Here is a 25,107-nt window from a genome sequence, read left to right on the forward strand (position 1 = left end):
AACTTGCTGAGAGGCATATGAGGCCCTTGAGTCAACTTGCGTGGCGTGAACGCCAAATTTTGCCGTGGATGACGATGATGCGGACTGATGGCACTCGCTCCTCACGCCTCATCCTGAGCTTGTCGAAGGACGAAACCATAGTGCGCTACATTCATGGTTCGACAGGCTCACCATGAGGGTGGGGAATAATCGCCCTCTCGCACCGTCCCGCAATTGATGCGGGGATCGACGAAATACCGCCACCCCAGCATTTTCACCATCGCAGAACAAGCCGCTGCACAGCCAAACGAAGCAAAGCGCGAAACGTGACCGCACAACGACCACCACCCGTCATTCCCGCGAAGGCGGGAATCCAGGCAGGATGTTCGAGAACATAAACTCTGACAATCTGGGCATAGTCTTGCCTCGGTCCCGCATACGCAGAGATGACGATGATGGGAGCTGGGTGGCTCTCGCTCCCCAAGCCTCATCCTGAGCTTGTCGAAGGATGGACCAACGTACACTACATTCATGGTTCGACAGGCTCACCATGAGGGTGGGGGGTAATCCGCCCCTCGCACCGTCCCGCACTTGATGCGGGGATCGACGAAATGCCACCACCCCTGCATTTTCACCATCGCAGAACAAACCCCTGCACAGCCAAACGAAGCAAAGCACGAAGCACCACCGCACAACGCCCACCACCCGTCCCGCGAAGGCGGGAATCCAGGCAGGACGTCAACAACAAAATGGCAGGCACTTTAGCAAGGGCCTGCCATAAATTATTTAATTCAGATCTGCCTGAATTTACTTCGCCATTTTATCGCGATCAAACGGTTCAGCTGCTTCAAGCTCAGCTTTTGACACTGAGGTCACCAGAACGCGTCGGCCATCATCGGTTTCGGCCCAATTGACATAATCAATCGAAATCGCAACGTTCTTTTCACCCATTCCAAGGAAACCGCCAACGCCAACAATTACCCATTTCAAAACGCCACTTTCACCAGCAACAACATCGTTCACGTCGCCATAAACTTCTGCATCTGCGGAAGCAGAAGAATAGATTGGCTTGCCAATCCAGTCCTGGCTCAACATGACATCAGAATCTGAGGAGACTTGGGTGTTCGTCGTAGAATTACCCTCGCTCGAAGCATCCGAGTTTGAATTCGCGCTGTCATCAGATGATTGCGTTGAATTAGACTGCGTGGCCGCATTCGTTTCGGTCGTCACAGTTGCGTCCGTTCCAGTGGATGTGGTCGCATCTGTCTCAGAACCAGCAGAGGTGCCAGCACTATTGTCGGTGGCAGCGTTTGAATTGGTGCCAGCGTTCGCGTCCGTTTGAGTCGTAGATGTGCTAGAACCGTTATTGTCGGTACCTGCGTTCGCATCCGCATTCGCGTCAACATTTACATTCGCATCAACAGAAGCTGCTGGGGTTTCCACTGTGGTTTCCGCGCTTGTGTCGGCCTGGACTTCAGTGCTCGCACTTGTCTGGCTAAATGCAATCGTTGAACTTGATAAAAGGGCAACAAGGGCTGTTGTCGTCAATAGCTTGCTGGTCATTTCTCTCTCCTTAAAGTTCATCGCCTTGAGCTACGATGTGTGAAAGGTTAACGTTGTGAGGCGAGGATTTGTTCCATGGAGCCGTGTGTCGAGCATGAGGATGACGAGGGATATGGGCGTGCCGATGTTGCAAACAGCCCGCCCTCAACAGCCGTAATTTAAGGAATATTGCCAAAAATGCCTGTGGGATTTCAAGAAAGCATTTGTTTTGATAAGACGCGGAAAAGCTGGGACGGTAAAAGCGCGCGGCCATTGTCTTGGGCAGCATGGTATCCAACATCCGAGCAAGCTCCTCAAACTGAGCTAAACTCACCATGGTTTGTCACCCAACCGGTTGTTCGAAACGCCGCCATCGCCACCTTCGACAAACCACTCCCGCTTGTTCTTCTTTCCCACGGCAGTGGGGCAAGCACCCACGCCTTAGAATGGCTTGCCCATAGATTGGCAAAACGGGGATTTGTCGCGCTCGCGGTCAACCACCACGGCCACACTGGTGAAGAAAAAGAATATCGAGCGGAAGGGTTTTTGTGCCTTTGGGAACGCGCCCGCGATCTAAGTGCATTGCTGAGCGAACCATCATGGCGCCAAGCTATTGGTGGAGACATCAGCACGAGCGCAAACGTCGCCGGCTTTTCAGCCGGAGCGTACACAGCCATGCTGTTGATGGGCGCACGGGTTGCCTATTCCCAATTTGAGCCAGATAACCCTGAGAAAAGTGCAATTCGTGGGCCACGAGAATTTCCTGACTTGGTTGACCAACTGCCAAAGCTTCAAACAAACCCAACATTTCGCAAGTCTTGGGATGCGAGGCGCGATGACTTTTCAGACCCCAGATTTGTAAAAGCCTCAGTGATCGCCCCAGGTCGGTCAGTGTTAGGCTTTGATCTAAACAGCTTATCCAAAATTACCAAACCAATTCACATATTCGGCGGAGACGCTGACACGGTCGCTCCAATCAACCCATGCTGTGCGTTTTTGTCTGAAAACGTAACAAGCAGCAAGCTAGAGGTTATCAAGGGGGGTGTTGGTCATTATACCTTTTTGCCAGAAGGTACGAATGAAGGATTACGCGCAGCGCCAGAATTGTTCATGGACGAACCCGGTGTGGAGCGAGAATTCATACATGATCATGTGGCAGATAAGTGTGTGGAATTCTTCAAATAGACGACGATTATAACGGCAAAATAACCCCACAAATCTCGATACCCGGAACAAATGATCTAGGTGTTCCCAACATCATCCATTGACAAGATCACCCCAAAGTCAGTATCAATGTAATGTTATTACATTACAATGGGATTTCCAAAATGCCAAATCGCCTACCCGTCACCGTTTTGTCAGGTTTTCTCGGAGCCGGAAAAACCACTTTACTAAACCATGTTTTGAACAATCGCGAGGGTCGTCGTGTGGCCGTGATTGTGAACGATATGAGTGAAGTCAACATTGATGCCGATCTGGTTCGGGATGGGGGCGCGGACCTGTCGCGGGTGGACGAAAAGCTGGTTGAGATGACCAATGGATGCATTTGCTGCACTTTGCGTGACGATTTGCTGGAAGAGGTTGCGCGTCTGGCTGATGAAGGCAAATTTGACTATTTGCTTATCGAATCTACCGGCATTGCAGAGCCGATGCCTGTTGCCGCAACTTTTGATTTTCGTGATGACGCGGGCCAAAGTCTAGGCGACGTGGCCCGGCTTGATACCATGATCACGGTGGTGGATGCCATCAACCTAACCAAAGACTATCAAAGCCACGATTTCATTAAAGACAGAGGCGAAAGCTTGGGTGAGGAAGATGACAGAACGCTTGTTGACTTGTTGGTAGACCAAATAGAATTCGCCAATATCGTCGTCCTGAACAAAACAAGTGAAGCAGGGCCGGAAAAAACCGCTCAGTCGATAAAAATCATCAAAGCGCTAAACCCTGATGCGAAAATCATCAAAACTGACTTCGGCCATGTCGACCAAAGCGACATTTTTGATACCGGCATGTTCGATTTTGACAAAGCGCAGGAACACCCGATGTGGGCCAAAGAGCTATATGGGTTTGAAAACCATGTCCCTGAAACCGAGGAATATGGGGTTAGCTCATTTGTTTATCGCGCAAGACGCCCGTTTGACCCAAGCAAAATCAACCAAATCCTGCAAAAACCTCTTGATGGCGTGTTGCGGGCCAAGGGACATTTTTGGGTCGCAACCCGCCCCGAATGGCTGATCGAATATTCCTTGGCCGGTGCCATTTCCAGCGTTAAACCCTTAGGTCTTTGGTGGTCGGCAGTTCCTAAAAATCGCTGGCCCGACGATCCCGAAACCATTGCGATCTTAAAGAAAAACTGGGAAGAACCGTTTGGCGATCGACGCCAGGAATTGGTGTTCATTGGCACAGATTTCGACAAAGCCGCCATCACCAAAATGCTTGATGATGCGCTTTTGCCCGAAAAATATGCCACCGATACGAACCGCCGACAGCGGCTTGTCGATCCGTTCCCGAAATGGAATTCACAACTGCGCAGCGCCTAAACGGGCGGCCGGTTCGGTTGGCATTTAAGGTCTCGTCTTGGGTAGAAATAAAATGAGACGTTAAACGCCTCGCGCAAATGGCTTTTACCTGAAAACTGAAGGGCCCCGAGGTGCTAAACCCTTTTATCCCCTTGCTCTGCGTTCCATCAAAACTGTTTGGTCACCTTGGACCTTTGATGAGTGCCAACAGGCACAGGCAAGAAACAGTTCCCGCCAAACGACTTCCAAGCTGCCTTCGGTGTCAGGCTGGACAGGTCAAGATCGATGCAAACGATAAACGTCTTATCGTCCGGCCATCTCTTTCTTTTTAAGGGTTTCGCGCCGCCGTTGGTCGCTTTCGCTCCCGACCTCGGCATCCCGAATTTTTTTCGTACCGCCGTCGCAGACTTCGTCTGCTACCCCGGCACCCCCGCCAATTGTTCGTCCCATGCAGACGAACGCCCATCAGCAAGTTCCCTCACCATCCGATACCCGTCGGCACCCTGCATGGCTTCAAAAGAAAGTGGACGTATTCTGGCATAAGGTTTTGGAGCGGGGATAAGAATTAGACTAGTTCACGTCATTTCTAGGCACTCGTATACAAAATACCGTGTCAAAATAGGGTGTACCGTTAATCTCAATCGGCGTACCATTTTGCCGGGCTGATACTGTACCACCGAAAAGACTCATTGCTGCTTTTTGAGCTTGATACAAGCCCATGCCATGACCCTGAATTCCCATTTCTGAAACCACGCGGCCACGAATCCCACGTCCAAAGATTGAGATCGGTTCTCCCGCATCAAGTTGCGGCCCAAGGGAGGAGATTTCAACATTTATTGCATCAACTGTTTCTTTGATATCGAAGTCAATTTCTACATCCATCGGCCCATATTTTATCGCATTCTCTACCAAAATATATGGGATGAACTCGAATATGTTCACCATTAGAACGAAACTTTGTGAATTGCTGTTGAAGTCGGCAGTGGCAACCTTGCCTTTAGACTTACCTAAAAATTTCACACCTTTTGAAATCTTGAATACTTTACCTGTTATACTCACCTCCTCTTTTCGGAGTTTATCAGTATCTTCAGTCAAGTATCGAAAAAAGGCACTTTTCGCTGAAATCAATATGCTAACAAGATTCACTTCCTCAAGCTTTTGTTCCAAAACCGGAGCATTGTCTTTCTCATAATGCCTTGTTACCGATATCCCATTCAGTGCACCGATAAGATATTGAATGTCATGAGCGTAATCGATAAATTCCAGTGTCTGACGAGTTAAAAACTCGAATATATCTTTAACAATTACGTCAATCTGATGATCTTGATAGATAGCAGAACGAGTTTTTCCTTCGCCATCCACAAATGTAACTTTTCGGTAGGCGACAAATACAAAATTCTCAAGCTCAGTGCGGTAATAAAGCTTCGAATCTACGATCCCCGTTTCCAACATGTCGAATAGTTTTGTTTTCACACCGCCGTCTGTAATAGTACTGAACTCTGAGTCGGCGCCCGTGAGCATATTTCTACAAACAAGATCAATAAATTGCGTCATAAAGCTGCTAGAGCCCCCCAAATTGCTGAGGAAACAACTCCCAGAAGCAAAGACTTAGCATCCGCGCTTATTGAATTTGAATCTGCCAGCTTCCTAATCTTCTTGGGATCTTTGAGCAGAATTGACCTCACATAGGCATCTTCCGCCAGCTCCAGTGCATCCTGATTTGCGCCACCCTTTATCAAACCATCTCTAAGGCGATGCCACTTCGCAATAGGATCCAATACACAAACAACAGCATCATCAAGTATTTTCATCCATGAATCCAAGTCTGCACTCTTTGAAATACTCGTATCACTAACGTCTAGTGCCAAATTTACCATTGCAGAGCGCGCAAATGACCCAGAGTATGCAATTAGGTACTTTGTAGGGAATGTACGCCGCAACTCCTGTATTATCGCAGCGCCCTGCAACTTTCCATTGAGGGTGTCTCCAACTCCACGTAGATCGCAAGCAACCACTTCAAATGCTTCGAGATGTGAAAGTGACTTCGGGTTACCCACGAAGGCAATATCAAATCCATGAGTATTGAGATTTTCTAGTTGAAAAAATGGCTGGTCATCAATGACGGCAACTCGAACTCTTTTTCTATTACCTACGATTGCCGTAGTATATCCAGCAATCCCTTGATCTTTTTCAAGCTCGCTAAGTCTATAGCGTCTAAACGGTATTAACATTAACTTCACAACTATGTTTTTCACAAGTTGTTAAACAATAAGCGGTTTGTCAACAGTGTTTAAAAAGTGACGCAGTCTAGCAGTCATATTCAGGCAATGCCTCAGAAATACTACCACCTACCCGCACCGGCGCCACATAGGTACACAAGCCTGCACCATTGGTTTCAATCGCGACGCCGCACACGCTGGGGTTGCCCTCAGCGGGGGTGAAGCGTTCTTTGGGGATGCCGGTGGTGAACCGGTTAACGGGTTCTTCGGCTTGCATGCCGATCACGCTGTCATAATCGCCGCACATGCCAGCGTCTGACATGATGGCGGTGCCCCCAGCTAGGACACGGTGATCAGCGGTTGGGATGTGAGTGTGGGTGCCAACAACAAGGGAAGCCCGGCCATCGCAAAAATGGCCCATGCCTTGCATTTCAGATGTGGCTTCGGCGTGAAAATCTACGATTGCGGCGTCTGCCACATCGCCCATTGGGCAGCCATTTAGCGCTTCATCGACGGCGGCAAATGGATCATTGATCGGGTTCATGAACACGCGGCCTAGCGCGTTGATCACCAACACGCGTTGTCCGCCTTGGCTTTCATACATCATTGAACCACGGCCTGGCGCACTGTTGGTCATGTTGATCGGGCGCAGCAAGGTTTCTTCGCGTGCAATAACACCAAGTGTTTCGCGTTGATCAAAAGCGTGGTCGCCAAGCGTGACCACATCGGCACCAGCTTCGAGTAAATCCCGATAATGCTTTTCCGTAAGACCACGGCCATGGGAGGCATTTTCGCCGTTTACAATGACGAAGTCGAATTGATAGTCGCGCCGTAGATCGGGCAAATAGCGCGACACGCCTTCTCGGCCACAACGGCCCATCACGTCGCCTAAAAACAATATCCGCATCAACTAACCTTTCCGCAGACCAAAGCGTCTTACGCCAGCTTCCGTCACCACCATGTCACAAGGCTCATCGTGAGGCTCCACCGGCATCACATCCACCTCCTGTGTTTCAAATGCATAGCCAACAAGGTTCAGTTTTTTGTCAATGCCATCTATGGTTCGGTCATAATGGCCCGCGCCATACCCTAAACGATTGCCCCACTTGTCAAAACCCAACATCGGCAACACCATCACATCAGGCACCACAACCTGCGCGCCTTTGGGCGGCGCAAGCGTGCCAAAGCCGGATGGCGCCAGCGGCAAGCCTTCTTGCCACAAGCGGAATTCAAGTGGCTGATGGCGGCCTAAAACCACCGGCAAACAAACCTGATGTCCCACCTCCATCAAGTGGACCAGCAAAGGTTCTGTACTCAATTCATCGCGAATAGCCCAATAAAGAGAAACCACTTGCCCGGGGTTAATCGGCACGGCCGCAACAAATGTTTCAGCAGCGGTTTTTGCGGCTTGTTCGCGGTAGCTGGGTGACAAAGCGGCGCGTTTTTGGTGCGCAAGCTCACGTAAAGTTTGTTTTTGTTGGGCAAGGTCGGTCAATGCGGCCATCAATTTTGCTACAGTAAATTAAGGTGCCGCCCTGGCCGTCGGAATAGTATTGATCCTGGGAACCTACTTACGTAGGTGGGCGCCGTATGTAAAAACCCACGAGTCTAAACAGGGACAGCTCCCTAAAGGATTGTTAAGGCCCCGGGAATGCAAAATATCCGGCACGAACCGGGCAGCGAAGGCCACATATAGGGCTAAAAACGATGGGTTTAAAGGGAAAACTTGTACCCCGTACAAAGATTGCAGCCAATTGGCGAACAACCACGCAGCTTTGAGCAAACCGCGTGGCACCAAAAGCATCACCAAGTCGCCTACCAGCGACGCAGACCAAGTAATTTTTCGCCATGTTCATTAAGAACCGCCCGTTCTGAGTTTTTCTTTTCCCAATCTCTTGGATCACCGGGAAATGAATCGCGTTTAGGGCATTCTTGTTCTTTCCAAAGACGGACACGTTCCTCCCGCTCTTCAACATTGTCAAAGTCTGCCGGGTACATTGAAATATATTGCGCCATGCGCACTTTATCGTCCGAATGGTTGGGGCGAACGCCATGGGCCAACAGCGCGTTGAAAATCAACAGATCACCGGGCTCCAGACTGATATTGTCGATATCGATGCCGGTCATATCTGGGTGCTTGGGATCACGATCCTCAGGTTGAGTTTTCTTCCATTCGTCAAAATGCTCAAACAGATAAGGCACACATTGGAACCCACCAGTTTCACTGTCCTGTTTTTTAAGGCTAAGCACCGCCTGTACGCTTATCGGCAATGGATCGAGCGACGTATCAACATCCCAATGGATAAAGCCGTTTGGATTGCCTTTGACCTTTTTGGGCGGGTTTAGATTGGCGCGGTCAATCACCACCCAAAGATCTTCGCGGTCCCAGATATCAACAAAGACGTCATAGATCCGTTTCTCCATCCGATTATCCCAAAGATATTGATGATTGTAGATCTCCAACATGCCTGCGTTGTTGAGCTCTTTCATCTTGTGCTCGCGGCGTTGAGGGGCGTACCACGTCGAAGGATCGTTAGGGTCCTTCTCATCAAATTCCCACAACAGATCAACCAAACGCTCAACGTTGGCCTGCGGCACAGCCTGGCGGACAATCACATAACCCTTTGTGGTCCAGTGCTTCCAATCCTCTTGGGATAAAACCCGCAAATCAAGTTTCTTCTTAATCTTGTGCAACGCCGTGCTGCCTTTATAACTCGCATGGCTATCTTTCACATTGGTATCGTGCATCATCACCCTCCTCGTTTCTTACATAAAGAGTAAGCGGCCAGATCGGCCCATGTTGTGCAATTCCGTCAAATTCTGATACTATTCACGCGTTAGTTTTCAGAGATTGATCGATATGCAACCATTTTTGGAGAATGTGCCGCGCAAAGCCGGTAGTTCGATCTATAAACTCAATCGGCGTTTAGAGAACGGCATTCCCTTTGTCTGGCATCATCATCCAGAACTGGAACTTACACTCACCTTCAATTGCACTGGACAACGCTTTGTCGGCGATAGCGCTCAGGATTTTGAGGACGGAGATCTAGTTCTTGTCGGCCCAAACTTGCCCCATAGCTGGGTTGCAAAAACCCGCATCGACAATGATATCCCCTTTACCGCCCTTGTGATTTGGTTTGAAAAGCAATGGCTCGAGCAAATTGCGACCTCAACACCGGAGCTAAAGCCAATCCTAAAACTTGCGGACAAGATGCAAAACGGCATTAAGTTTTCATCTGATGTCAGCGGTAAGGTGCGCCCGATATTTGAGCAGGTCTTTCAAAAAACCTCTCAAGGCTCAATGCTCAGTTTCTTGGAAATCATGCTGCTCTTAAGTGAGGACGCCAACATGCAAATATTGGCGACAAGCCAAGTTTCAAACCATGGGACCAATTCCAGCGCCCAGCTAGACCGGGTTTTAAGCCATATCCACGAAAATTATGCGCAACCATTGCGAATGAAACAATTGGCTCAGATCGCCGCGCTTAGCCTATCCGGGCTGGATCGGCTGTTTCAAAAACACACGAAAACAACGATTAGCGACTATCTGATCAATTTACGGATTGGCGACGCGAGCGCTCAATTGGCGACAACCAGCGCGCCAGTACAAACAATTGCCCACAATGTTGGGTATAATTCGCTGGCCAACTTCAACCGACATTTCAAAAGACTAAGGGGCGTCACCCCACGCCAATATCGCGCAACGTTTGGCGTGCGTTAGTCAGCGTCTACAGCGTTTTGATCTGTTTGAGTTGCATTGGCCAATTGCGCCGCCAGAAGTTCCGCAAAGATAAAATAAGGCAATTTATGTCAAGTTCAAATATGACACTCTCAGAGCTCAGATATGCTAGCATCGGTTCTGAGAAAACGCTTCAACTGAGGACCGACAGATGATCCAACCGGGAAAAAATATTGCAATCAAAGTCCCATTGCACAAGTGGGAAGAAACAGTGACCTTTTATAGAGATCGCGTTGGCCTGACACCAACAAAGGAACAGGCAAACAGCGTTGCTTTTGCGTTTGGGGATATGACCTTATGGATCGACAGGGTCGAAAAACAGAGCCAGGTCGATGTCTGGTTGGAACTTTTCACTGACGATCCCGACAAAGCATTGGAAACACTTGAGAGCCCAAAGCGTGATGAGCTCGAGTCTCTGGATAACGTAAACGGTCATTGGACCTCTGACCCAGCTGGCGTCGTGTTGCTTCTAACGAATGATTGAATGTTAGCTTACGCTCAAAGCAGATATTGGGCCAATCACCGTCGAATGGCTGTTCGCCCAATTCGCTGGCCAACTTCAACCGACATTTCAAAAGACTAAGGGGCGCCACCCCGCGCCAATATCGCGCAACGTTTGGCGTGCGTTAGTCAGCGTCTGCAGCGTTTTGATCTGTTTGAGTTGCATTGGCCAATTGCGCCGCGAGAAGTTCTACACGTTCAGAAACCATGATGATTTGTTTGGCGAAATCTTCTTCTAAACCATCACGTTCTTCAACGAGCTTGTTTGATTTTAGGGCCAACTGATCCAGCGCATTCTTTGCGCTCATCAATTCTTTTTGGGCGGCTGACAGATCGTCCATCACTGTAAGGGCCGCCATAACGGTCAACCGTGTATCACCCGCTTCGCCAAACTCGCCCTTTAGGCCTTCAACATAGTTGGAAAAACGGGTGGCAAGGTCGCGCACGTGCCCCTCTTGCCCATCTTCACATGCCATGCGGTATTTTCGGCCATCAATTTCAACGTTAATTTCTGCCATTTAAAATCTACCCGGCCTCATTTTCGCCGTTCAGCGCCAGCTGTACTTTTTCCATTGCGCCCATTATGCGTCGCGAAACTTGTTTTGCCGAAGATTCTATTTCACTGGCGCGCGAACTGGTTTTTTCCAATTCAGCCGCCAATCGCGTGCGCTCTTTGGCCAAATGCTGCACCTTGATTTCCAAATCATGTGTGGCACCTAATTGTTGTCTTGTTTCGCGCAATTGCAGCTCCAAGCGATCAAGCGCGTCGTCCAAACGCGCGTTCGCTCCCTGCAAATCGTATTTTTTTTCAGTCATAAAATCAGCCAGACGTCCCTCTTCGCGCAGGCTCCCCCAACGCCAACTTCATTTTGATTCTCTGTTATATATGCAGATAACCTGATCAGTTACCCCAATTGCAACCAGCAAATCACAATAAACTTGGCGAAAATGAGGGAATTGACTCAAAAAGCGGACCTGATAAGACATCGCCAACACATGTCGCCAATATATCCCGTTAAACGGGCAATTCAATTCGGGCAGGAATTTGATGACTGATCAAGCCAAAACAAGTGAAATGGCCAATGCAATCCGGGCATTGACAATGGATGCCGTGCAAAAAGCAAATATCGGCCATCCTGGTATGCCGATGGGGGCAGCCGATATTGCCACCGTGCTGTTCACAAAAATCATGAAATTTGACCCCAAAGCGCCAAACTGGCCAGATCGTGATCGATTTGTTTTGTCAGCGGGTCACGGCTCGATGTTGCTTTATTCCGCGCTGCACCTGCTCGGCTATGAAGATATGTCGATGGAAGACATCAAAAATTTCCGCCAGTTGGGCGCAAAAACAGCTGGTCACCCAGAATATGGCCACGCGTCAGGCATCGAAACAACAACCGGCCCACTGGGTCAGGGCATTGGCAACGCCGTGGGCATGGCAATGGCAGAAGCAAAACTAGCAGCCGATTACGGCGCTGAACTTGTTGACCATTACACCTACGCCATTGCTGGCGATGGTTGCTTGATGGAAGGCATTAGCCAAGAAGCAATTGCGCTTGCTGGCCACTTAAAGCTGAATAAACTGATCGTGATTTGGGACGACAATGACATCACCATTGATGGCGCGGTTTCCCTTTCTGACAGTACAGACCAACATGCGCGTTTCCGTGCTTCCGGTTGGAACACCCTAAGCGTTGATGGACATGATCAAGACGCGATTGAAGCGGTGTTGCTTGAAGCGCAAAAAAGCGACAAGCCAACCCTAATTGCTGCAAAAACGGTTATTGGTTTTGGCGCGCCAACAAAAGCGGGCACCTCAGCTGCACACGGCGCGCCGCTTGGTGACGACGAAATCGCTGGCGCGCGCAAGGCGCTTGGCTGGGACCACGAACCATTTTTCGTTCCTGATGCTGTAATGGACGAATGGCGTTTGGCCGGACTTCGCTCCACCAAACACCGCATTGCTTGGGAAGAACGTTTAGAAGGCAAAGGCGCAGAGTTTAAAGCTAACTTTGACCGTCGCGAAACTGGCGGTTTGCCAACCGGCTTCAAAAAGGCAATTGCGAATTTCAAACGCGAAATCGCGGACGAAAAGCCCAAATGGGCGACGCGCGTTGCATCGCAAAAATCATTGAATGTCATCAATTCCGTCTTGCCAGAAATGTTTGGTGGTTCTGCCGATCTAACCGGCTCCAACAACACAAAATCTGGCGATCAGGTTGCGTTCACCGCGGATGATCGTTCCGGCTCTTACGTTTATTACGGCATTCGCGAGCATGGCATGGCGGCTGCAATGAACGGCATTGCACTGCATGGCGGTCTTGCTCCTTATGGCGGCACATTCATGGTCTTTACAGACTATTGCCGCCCAGCCATCCGCTTGTCAGCCTTGATGGGCATTCGTTCGATCTATGTGATGACACACGATTCGATTGGTCTAGGCGAAGATGGCCCGACCCACCAACCGGTGGAACATTTGGCCGCCCTTCGCGCCATTCCAAACCTCAACGTTTTCCGCCCAGCGGATGCGACAGAGACTTTGGAATGTTGGGAAATCTCTCTTAAATCGAAAAAAACACCATCCATTTTGGCGCTAACCCGCCAAGGACTTCCTGCATTGCGCACCAGCTTTGACGAGAAGAACCGCTGCGCAAAAGGCGCATATTCGCTTTATGGCGACAGTGATGCCGAAGTGGTGCTGTTTGCATCAGGCTCTGAAGTTTCAGTTGCAATGGATGCGGCGAAAGCGCTTGAAAAAGACAAGCATTCTGTTCGGGTCGTTTCTGTTCCGTGTATGGAACTGTTTGAAAAACAAGACGCTGATTATCGCAAAGAAATTATCGGTTCGGCCAAATCTTACGTGGCAGTGGAAGCTGGCATTGAGATGGGTTGGCAAAAATATATCGGCCAAAACGGCAAATTTGTCGGCATGTCGACATTTGGCGCTTCTGCCCCGGGCCCGGAATTATTCGAGCATTTTGGCATTACGGCGAAAGTCGTGGTTGAAGCCGCTAAGTCTCAACTCTAAGTTACGCAATAAATCGAGGGGGCTTGTTTGGCCCCCTCTTCAAATCTCACCCTCTTATTCTCACCCCTTTGGAGATGAAACATGGCAGTACGGGTAGCAATTAACGGTTTTGGTCGCATTGGACGCAATATCTTGCGGGCAATTATTGAATCAGGTCGTACCGATATTGAAGTTGTGGCGATCAACGATTTAGGTCCAGTTGAAACAAACGCGCATTTGATCCGCTATGACAGCGTGCATGGCAAGTTCCCGGGCACCGTGACCGTTGACGGCGACACTATTGATGTTGGCCGTGGCCCAATGAAGGTCTATGCGATCCGCGATCCAAAAGAATTGCCTTGGGGCGAGTTGGATATCGATATCGCCATGGAATGTACCGGCATTTTCACTGCCCGTGACAAAGCTCAGTTCCATTTGGACGCAGGCGCGAAACGCGTGTTGATTTCTGCACCCGGCGCAAATGCTGATATCACCACTGTTTATGGCGTGAACCACGAAGACATCACAGCCGAGCATCTAGTGATTTCAAACGCATCTTGCACAACCAACTGCCTCGCGCCGTTGGCCAAAATTTTGCACCGCGAAATCGGCATTGAAAAAGGTATGATGAACACCATTCACTCATACACTGGCGATCAGCCAACTTTGGACACAATGCACAAAGACTTGTACCGGGCCCGTGCTGCGGCCATGTCCATGATCCCAACCTCAACCGGCGCTGCAAAAGCTGTTGGTCTTGTGTTGCCAGAATTGAACGGCAAATTGGACGGCATGTCAGTGCGTGTGCCAACACCAAACGTTTCCGTTGTGGATTTGAAATTCATCGCTGAGCGCGACACATCTGTTGAAGAAGTAAACGCTTTAGTGAAAGCGGCGGCTGAAGGCGAGTTAAAAGGCGTGCTTGATTTCGATACAGAAGCAAAAGTTTCAATCGACTTCAACCATGACCCACATTCATCAAACTTTGCTTCTGAGCAAACCAAAGTCATGGGCGGCAACTTCGTCTCTGTGATGAGCTGGTACGACAATGAATGGGGCTTCTCCAACCGCATGGCCGACGTGGCCGTGGTTGTTGGCAAAACGCTTTAATTCCATTTAGCGAACCAAGAATTTGTAAGGGGCTCTTTGGGGCCCCTTATTTTTGAGCTATAGATAAAGTGTCAATAATAGTTGCGCCCCCGAATGAGGGGAAGAGAACGGATTGTGCTATGAGCGATTTCAAAAAACTCGAAGATTTCGACTTTAACGGCAAACGCGTGTTGGTGCGTGTTGACCTCAATGTGCCGGTGGCAGACGGTAAAGTGACGGACAATACCCGCATTGTGCGGCTTGGCCCCACCATGAGCCACATTATCGAACATGGCGGCACCCCGGTTCTGTTGTCCCATTTTGGCCGACCGAAAGGCAAAGTGAACCCTGAGTTTTCCCTGCGCTTTATTGTGAACACCATCAAAAATGCTTTCGGCCAGCCGGTTGAGTTTGTTGAAACCGATTGGAGCGATGTTTCTGCCGCTAAATCCAAGTTGGATGCAGGCGCAAAAGGCACCATCTATGTGATGGAAAACACCCGCTTTCACCCCGGCGAAGAAGCCAATGACGATGAATTGGCCACTCGGATGGCGAGCCTTGGCGACATCTATTTAAACGACGCGTTCTCTGCCGCGCACCGCGCCCACGCGTCGACAGCCGCAATCGCTCATAAGCTTCCAAGCGGCGCAGGTCGTGCCATGGAAACTGAGTTATCAGCATTGCAAAAAGGCTTAGGCCAACCCCAAAAACCAGTGATTGCGATTGTGGGTGGCGCAAAAGTGTCCACCAAAATTGACCTACTTGAAAACCTGGTCACCAAAGTTGAAGCCTTGGTGATCGGCGGCGGCATGGCCAACACCTTCTTGCACGCCCAAGGCATTGATATAGGCAAATCACTTTGCGAAAAAGACTTGGCCGAAACTGCCCGCCGGATATACGACAAGGCAGCGGACGCCAATTGCGCGATCATTTTGCCCATCGACGGGGTGGTCGCGTGGCACTTTGAGGCAGGCGCACCAAACCGCACCTATGGCGTTGAAGCCATGGACCAGACCGGCATGATGCTAGATGTAGGCGACCGTTCAATTGAGCGCATTAAAGGCGCGATTGATGAGGCAAAAACTCTAATTTGGAACGGCCCATTGGGTGCATTTGAACTCGACCCGTTTGGCAAAGGCACTATCGCAATAGCCCATTATGCAGCCAAACGCACCAACGATGGCAAACTGGTTTCTGTTGCTGGCGGCGGCGACACCGTGGCGGCGCTGGCCAAGGCCAAAGTGGTCAATGACTTCTCGTACGTTTCGACCGCTGGCGGTGCGTTCCTTGAATGGATGGAAGGCAAACCATTGCCCGGCGTTGAAGCGCTTAAAAATTAGACACCTCAGTCTTTAAGATAACAAACCCCGGTGCCAAGGCGCCGGGGTTTTTGCATTCAATTGCATAGATCACTTGTGCGCCAACTGCGCCCGATAAGTATCTGCTTGCAACCCGCCCATGCCCCAGTTTGCCAGATCAACTTCGTCAATAACGATGAACGTTGTCTCAGGATCTTTGTTGAGCACGCGCACCAAAACGTCGGTGACGCCCTTGATCAACTCGGCCTTTTGCTCCCGCGTAACGCCTTCATCCGTAACCTTGATGTTCACATAGGGCATTTTAGTTTCCTTTATTGATATGAAAGATTTTGGACATGATTTTCCATGTCCCCTCAACCCGCACAAGGGTCAAAAAGTCGATAAAATCATTGGCTCCAATAGAACAACGCACCCTTGCAAATGCAGTGTTTTCGCCTGCAAATTCAACGCCGTCGATATGGTCATTTCTAGCTTCGCCTCGGGATGCGGGGGATTGTCGGGTGGCAATCACTTTGAAATATTCGTCCATTTGGCGATGCAGCAACGGGGTTTCATCAGCAGTTGCATAGATGGCGTTCGGGTGAAATAGAGCTTTAAAAATCTCAACGTCACAATGATAGAGCCCATCAAAATAAGTGCGCAGCAATGTGCTGACTTCCTCAAATTTTTTACCTTCCGCCCAATCCAAACTGCGACTTGAAACATCCATATTCGTGTTGGTCGACATTTTTAAACTCCATCTCAATTTGCTTTTAGTGCAAGCTTCAACCGGCTTGTGATGGGAAAGCTATCACCTCGATATCAATTGACAACCTAGTTTCTATCAGTAACTTATTGATTGAGGTTACCGCGCGGTAAGTGGGCAGATAAATTGTCCATAAAGCGTGCTGGCTTGGCAGCCGTTGATGGTGCAGTCAGCGGTTAAAAACATGAAAGACGTGGGGAAAGATGGCATTAAAGGTCACCAAAAACAAAAGCCCGAAACCACCTGTAGGCTGCGCTTTAACTGAATGCATGGCGATGATTTCTGGCGCATGGGCACCCAATGTGATCTGGCATTTGCGCGGCGGCCCACGTCGGTTCAATGAGTTACGGGTGGATATCCCCCCAATCTCAGCCAAAGTGCTCTCAGCAAGACTAAAAGACCTTCAATCACGCGGCGTTATAACCCGCCAGGTACAACCCACCTCACCGCCATCCGTGCAATATCAACTGACAGAATTAGGCGCCGAGCTGGTGCCTGCCATCGAAGCGATTGTGAATGTGGGCCACAAACTCAAGGCCGATGCTTGAATGGCGCGGGGATGATCCCCACTTGTGCCCAACTGAGTTGAATGAGGTGGAGCCAAAAAAACGATGCAAGCGATAACACACCATCAATATGGTGGCCCCCAGGTTTTGCAAATCGAGGATGTGCCCAAGCCTGAACCCAAAGACGACGAAGTCCTAATCAAAGTTGCAGCGTCCACCATCACGTCTGCGGAATGGCGTATGCGGACCCTTTCCATGCCAAAAGGATTTGGGCTTTTTGGTCGTCCGGCATTTGGCTTTTTTAAACCCCGCACCCAAATTTTAGGACAAGAACTTTCAGGTACAATTGAGGCCGTTGGGGCGCAGGTGAACAGGCTTAAAGTGGGCGACGAGATATTTGCCATTACCAACGGCAAATTTGGTGGCCACGCTGAATATCTCACTTTGCCCCAAGATTTCCCCATTGCCCATAAACCGGAAAACTTGTCTTTTGATCAGGCCGCTGCCATTCCGTTTGGCGGCACAACCGCCCTATATTTTCTTTATGACAAAGCAAAAATCGCGGCTGGCGATCGCGTGCTGATCAATGGCGCATCTGGCGCAGTCGGGTCCGCTGCCGTGCAAGTGGCGAAATATTTTGGAGCGCAAGTCACCGCTATATGCAGCGCCAAAAATCATACAGCAATACAACAGTTGGGCGCAGATTTCCTGATCGACTACAAAAGCGAAGACTTTGCGACCAACGGCAAACGATATGACATCATCATGGATTGCGTGGGCAACGCGTTTTATCCCCGTGTGAAAAACTCACTTCGCCCTAAGGGACGGCTTTTATCGCTTATCCCCACGTTGAGTGAAATGCTTTCCATGTTGGTTTTGAAGAAAGAAGATGATCATCAAATATTCACCGGCAGTGCCCCTGAACGAGCTCAGGATTTAACCACCCTCGCCGATATGGCGGAAAAGGGAAAATTCACGCCCTTAATCGATAGCACTTATGCTTTTACAGATTTCCAAAATGCCCATGCCCGCGTAGACACGGGCCGAAAAACGGGCTCTGTTGTCATCCAAATTGGATAGGGGACGATCAGCTTTTATGCTTGCTTTTGTGTGCAATAAATATGGTGGGGCAAATGTTTTGCAACTCAAAGAGCTGGAAAAGCCCAGCCCGAAACCAAATGAAATTTTGGTCAAGGTCAGGTTCGTATCACTCAACAGTTGGGACTGGGACATTTTAACCGGCAAACTGATTATGCGGCTGATTGGTCCGTTCAAACCGCCCTACTCGATTTTGGGTGCAGACCTTTCCGGCACGGTTGAAGCAATTGGAAGTGATGTCACGGATTTTCAAATCGGCGATGACGTGTTTGGCGACGTATCGGATAGCGGATGGGGCGGACTTGCCCAATTCGTAACCGGCGAAGCAAAGCATTTTACGAAAAAACCCAATCAGCTCTCCTTTGAAAAAGCGGCGACGCTTCCCCAAGCAGGTCTATTGGGCTATCAGGGCGTACGCACATTTGGCAACGTAAAGCCAGGCGACAAGGTGTTGATCAATGGTGGCGGCGGTGGCGCGGGCATGTTCGCCATCCAAATCGCAAAACTAGACGGCGTACACGCAACGGCGATTGATCGCGCAGACAAGTTTGACGCCATGAAGTCGTTTGGTGCGGATCAGGTCTATGATTATAAACAAGTCGATTATACCAAACTGGACCAAAAATTTGATGTGATCATTGACGCGGTGGCCAATCGGATGCCCAGTGCCTATCGCAATGTTTTAACCCCCACCGGCACCTTTGTGATGATGGGCGGCAAAATGCGCTCAATTCTGGCAACCCTTCTGGCATCACGCAAAAACACCGCCGATGGCCAACAGTTCAAAATTTTGATGTGGACCGTCAATCGCCACGATTTGGACGCACTGGCCCAATTGGTCGTGACCAAAAAAATTGATGTATCCATCGATCAAATATTCGATTTCAACCAGACCCCAGATGCCATGCAATATGTGGGCGCGCAAAACGCGCGTGGTAAAGTTGTGATTAGCTTGACCTAGAAAATCCATTTAAATCAATAAATTACCTGTCAAATTTTCAGGCAAATTGGAACACATGGTGTGCGCACCCATGACCATTTTCCAACGCTTTCATTAACCTTGGTGTCGCCTTCGCTTGTCTATGTGTAAAAAATATTTGACATCATGATTGTTATTTCATACATAGTGTCTAACAAACACGACGATGTGTAATAAATTCACGACTTAGGCACGAGGCAAACATGTCCTTTCACGAACGCAATATTGTAACTTATCTGGTCACCGGTTTCATTGTGATGGTGGTCTATTCCTTCCACATGTATGACCAATACCAAGCTGGTATTTTTGATGGTCCTGATGCAGGTTCTGCCATCGGCTGGGCCACCTTGAAAATGATTGCTGGCTCAATCATCGTAAACATTGTGGTTAGCATCCTCGTAGCGATCATTAGCGGCATAGTCTCAAGAGAAACCGCAATGGATGCTGCAGACGAACGGGACAAGCTGATTGATCTTGTTGGCATGAAAGTCGGCTTCATTGTCTTTTCCACCTTCTTTGTCGGCTCCATCATTTGGTTAGCGTTTGGTGCGCCAATGGCTTACGTCCTGATCGCTAGCGTCTACGCCATGTTCATCGCCAGCTTGGTCGAAGGCAGTACGCGCATGGTTCTTTACCGAAGAGGTTTTTAATCATGGCAAAACCCAAAGGTAAGCTAGAAAACAACATTCGACGGCTTCGGTTCGACAATGATGAAATGAGCCAAAAAGCATTGGCCGAAGCTGTTGGCGTTTCCCGACAAACCATTGTCGCAATTGAGGCAGCAAAATACTCCCCTTCGCTGGAACTGGCGTTTCTAATAGCCAACGCATTTGAAACGCCACTGGAGCAAGTGTTCAGCTACACGCCGCCAAAAAAGTAAAACAAAGCCGGGCGTAAAACGCCCCTCACAAATCGATAAACCTTTGAATTCACTTGAACCTATCAAGCCTGAAAGCGATACCGCTATGCCCAATGTAACCGATACAAAAATGAAAACCATGAAAGCCCTTTACTATGAAAATTTCGGCGGCCCGGAAGTTCTTCAAATCCGCGATGTGCCAATTCCCGAACCAAAGGACAACGAAGTCCTGATCAAGGTTGAAGCCTCCCACTATAGTAACGGCGATGCCATTGCCCGCACGGGGAAAACACCATGGCCATTGATGCAAATACCCGCCAAAATCCTGATGGGCATTTTCAAACCTAAAAACCGCATTTTGGGTGGTGAGTTTTCCGGAACTGTTGAGCAGGTTGGTCAGGGGGTTTCAAAATACAAACTAGGAGATCGCGTGTTCGGGTTCACCGATATGCAATTTGGCGCCCATGCGGAATTTGTCTGCTTGCCTGAAACGGCTCCGATCACCCATTGCCCGGGCGAAGTGTCCTTTGAGGATGCGGCGGCGATTGGTGGATCAAATGCTCAAACCGCATTGCACTTTGTGCAAACCGCCAACATTCAACCGGGTGACCACGTGTTAATCAACGGCGCTTCGGGTGGCATCGGGCGCGTTGCGCTTCAATTGGCCAAGCACAAGGGCGCAACGGTTGTGGGCACATGTTCAGCGCAAAACAAAGAACTGGTGCTGGCGCTTGGGGCAGACGAAGCGATCGACTATCGCACAACGGACTTCACCCAGCAGGGCAAAAAGTATGATGTTATTATCGACTGCGCGGGTTTTTTATCATGGCGCAAAGTTGAACCCGTTCTTACCGCTAAGGGCAAGCATTTGCTGGCGATGTTTTATATTTCCCATTTGCTCAAACAGCGCCAAACAAAAGGCAAAGGCGGCAAACAACAATTATGCGTGCTTGCGCCAGGTTCTGCCGAAAAACTGCAAATGATTGGCACACTTCTCGCCTCAGGCGGCCTTAAACCCGTTATCTCGAAACGCTTTCCCATGAACAAAGCGATTGAAGCTGCAGCGCTTTATGACACCAACACCCAAGCCGGTTGCATCATCCTATTACCTCAAGTCTGGAACGAAAAATGACCTATTTCATAAACAACCCACGCCCCTTTACATTTGCCGCAGGTATTTGTTTTCTCTTACTTGTTATTTCAGCACCCATTGGTTTGCTGATTGTGCCGGAACAAATTGTGGTGGCTGGCGATGCAACAACAACCGCCCTAAACCTAAAAAGCAATCTTGGTCTGTTTCAAATTGGAATGCTGTCACAGGTCGTCATTGTGTTGACCGAGATCGTTCTAACCGCCCTGCTGTTTATGTTGCTCAAACCGTCGAGCCCGACAATTGCGTTGATGTTGGCATTCGCGCGGTTGGCCATGACCGTAATCATCGCCATCAATATTATTCCCCATTTGATGATGGCGGAGCTTGCCAGCGGTGCGAGTTACCTTTCAACTTTTACCCCCGAGCAAATTGATACGCTTATACTGTTCTTCTTTGAAACGCACATGATGGGCACCGTTGCTTGGCAATTTCTCTTTGCACTTCACCTTCTGCTTGTGGGCTATGCGGTGTTTCGTTCCACATATCTGCCGCGATTTATCGGCATTGCGCTGATGATCGGATGTATCGGATATGGATTTGACAGTTTTGGCCGCATTTATGGGCTGATGGATAATTCAGCCTACGCGATGACCAACAATATTCTGCTCGGCGTTTCTGGTGTCGGAGAACTGGGATTTGGCCTTTGGCTGCTGATCAAAGGCGTAAACCAAAACCGCTGGCGCGAGAAAACCTTAGCGCAATAGTAAAAACAAAGCCCGCCGCGTTGGCGGGCTTTTCATTTATGCGACGGTGATGGCCACTTTGCCTTTGGCCCGCATGGTTTCAACATATTCCACACCGATTGGCGTGTCCTTTAGCGCATATGAACGGTCAATGACCGGTCTAACATCGCCTTCGGCCAGCATGTTGCCAAGGGTTTTTAAATCCTCCGGCAACACTTCGGCAATTTTAAGCACCGCATTTTTCCCAGACTCAGTGAATAACCAACGACCAAACAACCCCACCATGAGCATGTTTTTAATGTTCAACCCAACAAGAACCCAAACACTTTTGGGCAGCATAGCGCGTTTAATATCGCCGATTGAGCGATTGGCAGCCAAATCAATGATCACATCATATTTTGTTGGCTCTTGGGTGAAATCGGTTTTCTTATAGTCAATCACATGGTCTGCGCCCAAGCTGCGCACCAGTTCGACATTGGCGGTGCTGCACGCCCCGGTAACTTCAGCACCCAGCTGCTTGGCGATTTGCACAGCATAAGTGCCAACGCCACCAGAAGCGCCGTTGATCAAAACCTTCTGCCCCGGCTTGACCTGCCCCCAATCGCGCAATGCTTGCAAGGCGGTCAGCCCTGCAATGCCAACAACGCCTGCGTCTGCAAATGAAACATTTTGGGGTTTTAAGCTGAGCCTATTGGGCGCGCAAACGGCATATTGGGCAAACCCACCAACACCGATATCGCCAAATACTTCGTCACCCGGTTTGAACGCGGTAACGTTTTTCCCAACCGCTTCAATCGTGCCAGAAACATCAGCACCTAATACAATATTTTTTGGCGCAAAAAGACCACTTTCAGCGAGGCGAATTAAAAACGGGCTGCCGCGCAAAAAATGCCAATCATAGGGATTAATGGAGGTGGCGGCGACTTTGACCAAGACCTGATTTAGTCTCGGTTCAGGACGTTCAACCTGTTCGAGTTTCATCACTTCAGGTCCGCCATAGGTACGACTTGTTATGGCCTGCATCTTATCATTCATCCCAATGCCCTCACATTTTAAGCCCTGCGACAATCTGTCAATTGCCGTGTTGCCATACAAAAATTGGGTGCAAAAATTCCAAATCAAGTCCTTGAAAACGCGCCAATCGCACACACGAGCAAGAGGGGTGTCTTATTCCACAGCTATGGTTACCGCACGATCAAGCTGAAATAGTTATATATTTCAAATAACTAAACCAGTATATCGATACCAAAACAATACCACCATCACCCCAAAGTCTAACTCGACAATAAAGAGCACAGGGGCCAGAAATCGGACAAAATCACATGCATTTTGGAGAGAATTCAAATGGCCCGCATCACCCTTCGTCAATTGCTCGACCATGCTGCAGAGCACAGTTATGGCGTTCCTGCGTTCAACATCAACAATATGGAACAAGCATTGGCCATTGCCGAGGCAGCGGACAAAACAGACAGTCCGGTTATCATTCAAGCTTCACGCGGCGCGCGGTCCTACGCACACGATGTGATGTTAAAGCGCATGATGGACGCGATTGTTGAAATTTACCCCCACATTCCAGTTTGCATCCACCTTGACCATGGCAATGGCCCAGCGACCTGCATGACCGCGATCCAATCTGGTTTTACCTCCGTGATGATGGATGGCTCGCTTGAAGAAGACGGCAAAACACCAGCTGATTGGGACTACAATGTCGGCGTTACCCAAGCCGTGACCAACAATGCCCATCTTGGTGGCATTTCGGTTGAAGGTGAACTGGGCGTTTTAGGCAGCCTTGAAACGGGCATGGGCGACCTGGAAGACGGGCATGGCGCTGAGGGTAAACTCTCAACAGAACAACTTTTGACCAACCCCGACGAAGCGGTAAAATTCGTCAAGGAAACCAAAGTTGACGCGCTCGCAATCGCCATGGGCACATCCCACGGCGCCTATAAATTTACCCGCAAACCAGATGGCGACATTTTAGCGATGCATGTGATCGAAGAAATTCACCGTCGTTTGCCCGGCACCCATTTGGTGATGCATGGATCCTCCTCCGTACCGCAAGAATTGCAGGACATCATCAACCAGTTTGGAGGCGAAATGCCACAAACTTGGGGCGTTCCCGTTGAAGAAATCCAACGCGGCATCAAAAACGGCGTGCGCAAAATCAATATCGATACCGATAACCGTATGGCCATGACGGGCCAAATCCGTCGGGTATTGCAAGAAAATCCGGGCGAGTTCGATCCGCGCAAATATCTAAAGCCTGCCCGCGATGCCATGACCAAATTGTGCATTGAGCGGCTCGAGCAATTCAACACAGCAGGCCAAGCTTCAAAAGTTGGCAAAATTATTCCGCTGGCAGATATGGCCAACCGCTATGCTGCTGGTCAGCTTGATCCTCAAGTCAGCTAATCGAGCCAACAAATCTGTTGAAATTTTTACGGCGTATGGGCAAGTCAGTAGACAAGTCTATGCGCCGTTTTCGTTTAACTATTGCAAAAACTTGCACATGACCTATTTTCCGCCCAAATTGCAGGCAATTAGAGATAGCCCATTATATGGGCACAAATTCAAAGGTTCATATGCGCGCTCAAATCTTTCTCATTACCCCGCCCGATATCGGGATTGAATTTTCTTCAACGCTAAAAGATGCGCTTGCGGACAATGATGTAGCGGCGTTGCTGATCCAACGCGGTGATCGTGATGACGCGGATTACATCGAAATAGCGCAAGCTTTGATCCCGATTGCGCAAAGCGCAAACTGTGCGGCATTGCTGGACAATATGCCAGAAGCTGTGCGCAAATTGGGCGCTGACGGTGTTCACATGACTGGCGCACCTGAAACCATCATTCAGGCAGTGAAAAGCCTAAAGCCCAACGCAATCGTTGGAGCAGGCGGTATCCACACCAAGCATGACGCAATGACCAAAGGCGAGCTTGGCATCGACTATGTGTTCTTCGGGCACCTAGCCGCCGCCAAATCAGATGATGAATTCACGTCTGAACAGCTTGCCAATTGGTGGGCTGAAACGTTTGAAATTCCGGCTGTCGTATTCAATCTAGAAAACGCCGACATGGACGCAAGCTGCGAATTTCGGGCTGTGCGGGAACAGGTTTGGACAAGCGAAAACCCAAATGCGGCAATAGCGGCAATAGGTGTTGAATAGTCC

General features: G+C 49.5%; 28 protein-coding genes and 1 other RNA gene. 16 read left to right on the forward strand and 13 right to left on the reverse strand.

The window, feature by feature from the left end; translation table 11 throughout:
• Window positions 1–786 precede the first annotated feature (786 nt).
• A complete protein-coding gene (locus ACSHWX_RS05225; RefSeq protein ID WP_435667137.1) occupies window positions 787–1,542 on the reverse strand; it encodes a PRC-barrel domain-containing protein in 756 nt (251 codons plus the stop codon).
• Window positions 1,543–1,719: 177 nt separating this feature from the next.
• Here ACSHWX_RS05225 and ACSHWX_RS05230 point away from each other — a divergent pair, with 177 nt between their 5' ends.
• Together ACSHWX_RS05230 and zigA are read left to right on the forward strand one after the other, a co-directional pair.
• Window positions 1,720–2,706 (forward strand): alpha/beta hydrolase family protein, encoded by a 987-nt coding sequence (locus ACSHWX_RS05230; RefSeq protein WP_435667138.1) that lies wholly within the window; start codon window positions 1,720–1,722, stop codon window positions 2,704–2,706.
• A gap of 143 nt (window positions 2,707–2,849) precedes the next feature.
• A complete protein-coding gene (zigA, locus tag ACSHWX_RS05235; RefSeq protein ID WP_435667139.1) occupies window positions 2,850–4,061 on the forward strand; it encodes a zinc metallochaperone GTPase ZigA in 1,212 nt (403 codons plus the stop codon).
• A 282-nt stretch (window positions 4,062–4,343) separates the two neighbouring features.
• Here zigA and ACSHWX_RS05240 read toward each other — a convergent pair whose 3' ends face one another.
• From ACSHWX_RS05240 to ACSHWX_RS05270, 7 genes are all read right to left on the reverse strand, one after another.
• Window positions 4,344–4,490 carry a hypothetical protein gene (locus tag ACSHWX_RS05240; RefSeq protein WP_435667140.1) on the reverse strand — a complete coding sequence of 49 codons (147 nt, stop codon included), beginning with the start codon at window positions 4,488–4,490 and terminating at the stop codon, window positions 4,344–4,346.
• 120 nt (window positions 4,491–4,610) lie between these two features.
• On the reverse strand, window positions 4,611–5,594 hold the full coding sequence (locus tag ACSHWX_RS05245; RefSeq protein ID WP_435667141.1) for an ATP-binding protein: 984 nt from the start codon (window positions 5,592–5,594) through the stop codon (window positions 4,611–4,613).
• Window positions 5,591–6,271: a hypothetical protein gene (locus ACSHWX_RS05250; RefSeq protein ID WP_435667142.1), complete on the reverse strand. Its 681-nt coding sequence runs from the start codon at window positions 6,269–6,271 to the stop codon at window positions 5,591–5,593. The genes ACSHWX_RS05245 and ACSHWX_RS05250 overlap by 4 nt, the downstream gene beginning before the upstream one ends.
• 76 nt (window positions 6,272–6,347) lie before the next feature.
• Window positions 6,348–7,166, reverse strand: a complete 819-nt coding sequence (locus tag ACSHWX_RS05255; protein WP_435667143.1) for a TIGR00282 family metallophosphoesterase — start codon at window positions 7,164–7,166, stop codon at window positions 6,348–6,350.
• Window positions 7,167–7,169: 3 nt separating this feature from the next.
• Window positions 7,170–7,763 (reverse strand): 5-formyltetrahydrofolate cyclo-ligase, encoded by a 594-nt coding sequence (locus ACSHWX_RS05260; RefSeq protein WP_435667144.1) that lies wholly within the window; start codon window positions 7,761–7,763, stop codon window positions 7,170–7,172.
• A gap of 19 nt (window positions 7,764–7,782) precedes the next feature.
• Window positions 7,783–7,945: non-coding RNA, 6S RNA (ssrS, locus tag ACSHWX_RS05265), on the reverse strand.
• Window positions 7,946–8,074: 129 nt separating this feature from the next.
• Window positions 8,075–9,007 (reverse strand): phytanoyl-CoA dioxygenase family protein, encoded by a 933-nt coding sequence (locus tag ACSHWX_RS05270; RefSeq protein ID WP_435667145.1) that lies wholly within the window; start codon window positions 9,005–9,007, stop codon window positions 8,075–8,077.
• Window positions 9,008–9,119: 112 nt separating this feature from the next.
• Between ACSHWX_RS05270 and ACSHWX_RS05275 the strand changes: the two genes are divergently transcribed.
• Together ACSHWX_RS05275 and ACSHWX_RS05280 are read left to right on the forward strand one after the other, a co-directional pair.
• The gene (locus ACSHWX_RS05275; protein WP_435667146.1) at window positions 9,120–9,980 is read left to right on the forward strand and encodes a helix-turn-helix domain-containing protein; all 861 of its coding nucleotides are present in this window, start codon (window positions 9,120–9,122) and stop codon (window positions 9,978–9,980) included.
• 229 nt (window positions 9,981–10,209) lie between these two features.
• The gene (locus ACSHWX_RS05280) at window positions 10,210–10,482 is read left to right on the forward strand and encodes a hypothetical protein (RefSeq protein WP_435667147.1); all 273 of its coding nucleotides are present in this window, start codon (window positions 10,210–10,212) and stop codon (window positions 10,480–10,482) included.
• 142 nt (window positions 10,483–10,624) lie between these two features.
• On the opposite strand, the gene ACSHWX_RS05285 is transcribed toward ACSHWX_RS05280, so the two are convergent.
• Together ACSHWX_RS05285 and ACSHWX_RS05290 are read right to left on the reverse strand one after the other, a co-directional pair.
• The gene (locus tag ACSHWX_RS05285; RefSeq protein WP_435667148.1) at window positions 10,625–11,017 is read right to left on the reverse strand and encodes a cell division protein ZapA; all 393 of its coding nucleotides are present in this window, start codon (window positions 11,015–11,017) and stop codon (window positions 10,625–10,627) included.
• A gap of 7 nt (window positions 11,018–11,024) precedes the next feature.
• Entirely contained in the window at window positions 11,025–11,315 is a 291-nt protein-coding gene (locus ACSHWX_RS05290) for a DUF4164 family protein (RefSeq protein WP_435667149.1), read from the reverse strand.
• A gap of 232 nt (window positions 11,316–11,547) precedes the next feature.
• On the opposite strand from ACSHWX_RS05290, the gene tkt reads away from it, so the two are divergent.
• From tkt to ACSHWX_RS05305, 3 genes are all read left to right on the forward strand, one after another.
• Window positions 11,548–13,527, forward strand: coding sequence for a transketolase (tkt, locus tag ACSHWX_RS05295; protein ID WP_435667150.1), 1,980 nt, complete (start codon window positions 11,548–11,550; stop codon window positions 13,525–13,527).
• 81 nt (window positions 13,528–13,608) lie between these two features.
• Entirely contained in the window at window positions 13,609–14,616 is a 1,008-nt protein-coding gene (gene gap / locus ACSHWX_RS05300; protein WP_435667151.1) for a type I glyceraldehyde-3-phosphate dehydrogenase, read from the forward strand.
• Window positions 14,617–14,735: 119 nt separating this feature from the next.
• The gene (locus ACSHWX_RS05305; protein ID WP_435667152.1) at window positions 14,736–15,935 is read left to right on the forward strand and encodes a phosphoglycerate kinase; all 1,200 of its coding nucleotides are present in this window, start codon (window positions 14,736–14,738) and stop codon (window positions 15,933–15,935) included.
• 69 nt (window positions 15,936–16,004) lie between these two features.
• Here ACSHWX_RS05305 and ACSHWX_RS05310 read toward each other — a convergent pair whose 3' ends face one another.
• Both ACSHWX_RS05310 and ACSHWX_RS05315 read right to left on the reverse strand, forming a co-directional pair.
• Window positions 16,005–16,214: a tautomerase family protein gene (locus ACSHWX_RS05310; protein WP_435667153.1), complete on the reverse strand. Its 210-nt coding sequence runs from the start codon at window positions 16,212–16,214 to the stop codon at window positions 16,005–16,007.
• A gap of 1 nt (window position 16,215) precedes the next feature.
• On the reverse strand, window positions 16,216–16,641 hold the full coding sequence (locus ACSHWX_RS05315; RefSeq protein ID WP_435667154.1) for a nuclear transport factor 2 family protein: 426 nt from the start codon (window positions 16,639–16,641) through the stop codon (window positions 16,216–16,218).
• Window positions 16,642–16,862: 221 nt separating this feature from the next.
• Between ACSHWX_RS05315 and ACSHWX_RS05320 the strand changes: the two genes are divergently transcribed.
• From ACSHWX_RS05320 to ACSHWX_RS05350, 7 genes are all read left to right on the forward strand, one after another.
• Complete coding sequence (locus ACSHWX_RS05320; RefSeq protein WP_435667155.1) at window positions 16,863–17,207, forward strand: winged helix-turn-helix transcriptional regulator; 345 nt, start codon at window positions 16,863–16,865, stop codon at window positions 17,205–17,207.
• A 63-nt stretch (window positions 17,208–17,270) separates the two neighbouring features.
• Window positions 17,271–18,245, forward strand: coding sequence for an NAD(P)-dependent alcohol dehydrogenase (locus ACSHWX_RS05325; protein WP_435667156.1), 975 nt, complete (start codon window positions 17,271–17,273; stop codon window positions 18,243–18,245).
• Between the two features lie 16 nt (window positions 18,246–18,261).
• Window positions 18,262–19,224: an NAD(P)-dependent alcohol dehydrogenase gene (locus ACSHWX_RS05330; protein ID WP_435667157.1), complete on the forward strand. Its 963-nt coding sequence runs from the start codon at window positions 18,262–18,264 to the stop codon at window positions 19,222–19,224.
• A 221-nt stretch (window positions 19,225–19,445) separates the two neighbouring features.
• The gene (locus ACSHWX_RS05335; RefSeq protein ID WP_435667158.1) at window positions 19,446–19,892 is read left to right on the forward strand and encodes a hypothetical protein; all 447 of its coding nucleotides are present in this window, start codon (window positions 19,446–19,448) and stop codon (window positions 19,890–19,892) included.
• Between the two features lie 2 nt (window positions 19,893–19,894).
• Window positions 19,895–20,122 carry a helix-turn-helix transcriptional regulator gene (locus ACSHWX_RS05340; protein ID WP_435667159.1) on the forward strand — a complete coding sequence of 76 codons (228 nt, stop codon included), beginning with the start codon at window positions 19,895–19,897 and terminating at the stop codon, window positions 20,120–20,122.
• 43 nt (window positions 20,123–20,165) lie between these two features.
• Window positions 20,166–21,233, forward strand: coding sequence for an NAD(P)-dependent alcohol dehydrogenase (locus ACSHWX_RS05345; RefSeq protein WP_435667160.1), 1,068 nt, complete (start codon window positions 20,166–20,168; stop codon window positions 21,231–21,233).
• A complete protein-coding gene (locus ACSHWX_RS05350; RefSeq protein ID WP_435667161.1) occupies window positions 21,230–21,958 on the forward strand; it encodes a DUF4386 domain-containing protein in 729 nt (242 codons plus the stop codon). The genes ACSHWX_RS05345 and ACSHWX_RS05350 overlap by 4 nt, the downstream gene beginning before the upstream one ends.
• A 36-nt stretch (window positions 21,959–21,994) precedes the next feature.
• Here ACSHWX_RS05350 and ACSHWX_RS05355 read toward each other — a convergent pair whose 3' ends face one another.
• On the reverse strand, window positions 21,995–22,972 hold the full coding sequence (locus ACSHWX_RS05355; protein ID WP_435667162.1) for an NAD(P)-dependent alcohol dehydrogenase: 978 nt from the start codon (window positions 22,970–22,972) through the stop codon (window positions 21,995–21,997).
• A 309-nt stretch (window positions 22,973–23,281) separates the two neighbouring features.
• Here ACSHWX_RS05355 and fba point away from each other — a divergent pair, with 309 nt between their 5' ends.
• On the forward strand, window positions 23,282–24,349 hold the full coding sequence (gene fba / locus ACSHWX_RS05360) for a class II fructose-bisphosphate aldolase (protein WP_435667163.1): 1,068 nt from the start codon (window positions 23,282–23,284) through the stop codon (window positions 24,347–24,349).
• A 146-nt stretch (window positions 24,350–24,495) separates the two neighbouring features.
• Window positions 24,496–25,104 carry a thiamine phosphate synthase gene (locus ACSHWX_RS05365; protein ID WP_435667164.1) on the forward strand — a complete coding sequence of 203 codons (609 nt, stop codon included), beginning with the start codon at window positions 24,496–24,498 and terminating at the stop codon, window positions 25,102–25,104.
• Window positions 25,105–25,107 lie beyond the last annotated feature (3 nt).

It is taken from the genome of Maritalea sp. (assembly GCF_051251695.1).
Taxonomy (GTDB): Bacteria; Pseudomonadota; Alphaproteobacteria; order Rhizobiales; family Devosiaceae; genus Maritalea.

What these genes read in the sequence shown, in the direction of transcription:
- ACSHWX_RS05225 (WP_435667137.1), bottom strand. Translation starts at nt 1,542, where the DNA reads ATGACCAGCAAGCTATTGACGACAACAGCCCTTGTTGCCCTTTTATCA.
- ACSHWX_RS05230 (WP_435667138.1), top strand. Translation starts at nt 1,720, where the DNA reads ATGCCTGTGGGATTTCAAGAAAGCATTTGTTTTGATAAGACGCGGAAA.
- zigA (WP_435667139.1), top strand. Translation starts at nt 2,850, where the DNA reads ATGCCAAATCGCCTACCCGTCACCGTTTTGTCAGGTTTTCTCGGAGCC.
- ACSHWX_RS05240 (WP_435667140.1), bottom strand. Translation starts at nt 4,490, where the DNA reads ATGGGACGAACAATTGGCGGGGGTGCCGGGGTAGCAGACGAAGTCTGC.
- ACSHWX_RS05245 (WP_435667141.1), bottom strand. Translation starts at nt 5,594, where the DNA reads ATGACGCAATTTATTGATCTTGTTTGTAGAAATATGCTCACGGGCGCC.
- ACSHWX_RS05250 (WP_435667142.1), bottom strand. Translation starts at nt 6,271, where the DNA reads ATGTTAATACCGTTTAGACGCTATAGACTTAGCGAGCTTGAAAAAGAT.
- ACSHWX_RS05255 (WP_435667143.1), bottom strand. Translation starts at nt 7,166, where the DNA reads ATGCGGATATTGTTTTTAGGCGACGTGATGGGCCGTTGTGGCCGAGAA.
- ACSHWX_RS05260 (WP_435667144.1), bottom strand. Translation starts at nt 7,763, where the DNA reads ATGGCCGCATTGACCGACCTTGCCCAACAAAAACAAACTTTACGTGAG.
- ACSHWX_RS05270 (WP_435667145.1), bottom strand. Translation starts at nt 9,007, where the DNA reads ATGCACGATACCAATGTGAAAGATAGCCATGCGAGTTATAAAGGCAGC.
- ACSHWX_RS05275 (WP_435667146.1), top strand. Translation starts at nt 9,120, where the DNA reads ATGCAACCATTTTTGGAGAATGTGCCGCGCAAAGCCGGTAGTTCGATC.
- ACSHWX_RS05285 (WP_435667148.1), bottom strand. Translation starts at nt 11,017, where the DNA reads ATGGCAGAAATTAACGTTGAAATTGATGGCCGAAAATACCGCATGGCA.
- ACSHWX_RS05290 (WP_435667149.1), bottom strand. Translation starts at nt 11,315, where the DNA reads ATGACTGAAAAAAAATACGATTTGCAGGGAGCGAACGCGCGTTTGGAC.
- tkt (WP_435667150.1), top strand. Translation starts at nt 11,548, where the DNA reads ATGACTGATCAAGCCAAAACAAGTGAAATGGCCAATGCAATCCGGGCA.
- gap (WP_435667151.1), top strand. Translation starts at nt 13,609, where the DNA reads ATGGCAGTACGGGTAGCAATTAACGGTTTTGGTCGCATTGGACGCAAT.
- ACSHWX_RS05305 (WP_435667152.1), top strand. Translation starts at nt 14,736, where the DNA reads ATGAGCGATTTCAAAAAACTCGAAGATTTCGACTTTAACGGCAAACGC.
- ACSHWX_RS05310 (WP_435667153.1), bottom strand. Translation starts at nt 16,214, where the DNA reads ATGCCCTATGTGAACATCAAGGTTACGGATGAAGGCGTTACGCGGGAG.
- ACSHWX_RS05315 (WP_435667154.1), bottom strand. Translation starts at nt 16,641, where the DNA reads ATGTCGACCAACACGAATATGGATGTTTCAAGTCGCAGTTTGGATTGG.
- ACSHWX_RS05320 (WP_435667155.1), top strand. Translation starts at nt 16,863, where the DNA reads ATGGCATTAAAGGTCACCAAAAACAAAAGCCCGAAACCACCTGTAGGC.
- ACSHWX_RS05325 (WP_435667156.1), top strand. Translation starts at nt 17,271, where the DNA reads ATGCAAGCGATAACACACCATCAATATGGTGGCCCCCAGGTTTTGCAA.
- ACSHWX_RS05330 (WP_435667157.1), top strand. Translation starts at nt 18,262, where the DNA reads ATGCTTGCTTTTGTGTGCAATAAATATGGTGGGGCAAATGTTTTGCAA.
- ACSHWX_RS05335 (WP_435667158.1), top strand. Translation starts at nt 19,446, where the DNA reads ATGTCCTTTCACGAACGCAATATTGTAACTTATCTGGTCACCGGTTTC.
- ACSHWX_RS05340 (WP_435667159.1), top strand. Translation starts at nt 19,895, where the DNA reads ATGGCAAAACCCAAAGGTAAGCTAGAAAACAACATTCGACGGCTTCGG.
- ACSHWX_RS05350 (WP_435667161.1), top strand. Translation starts at nt 21,230, where the DNA reads ATGACCTATTTCATAAACAACCCACGCCCCTTTACATTTGCCGCAGGT.
- ACSHWX_RS05355 (WP_435667162.1), bottom strand. Translation starts at nt 22,972, where the DNA reads ATGAATGATAAGATGCAGGCCATAACAAGTCGTACCTATGGCGGACCT.
- fba (WP_435667163.1), top strand. Translation starts at nt 23,282, where the DNA reads ATGGCCCGCATCACCCTTCGTCAATTGCTCGACCATGCTGCAGAGCAC.
- ACSHWX_RS05365 (WP_435667164.1), top strand. Translation starts at nt 24,496, where the DNA reads ATGGGCACAAATTCAAAGGTTCATATGCGCGCTCAAATCTTTCTCATT.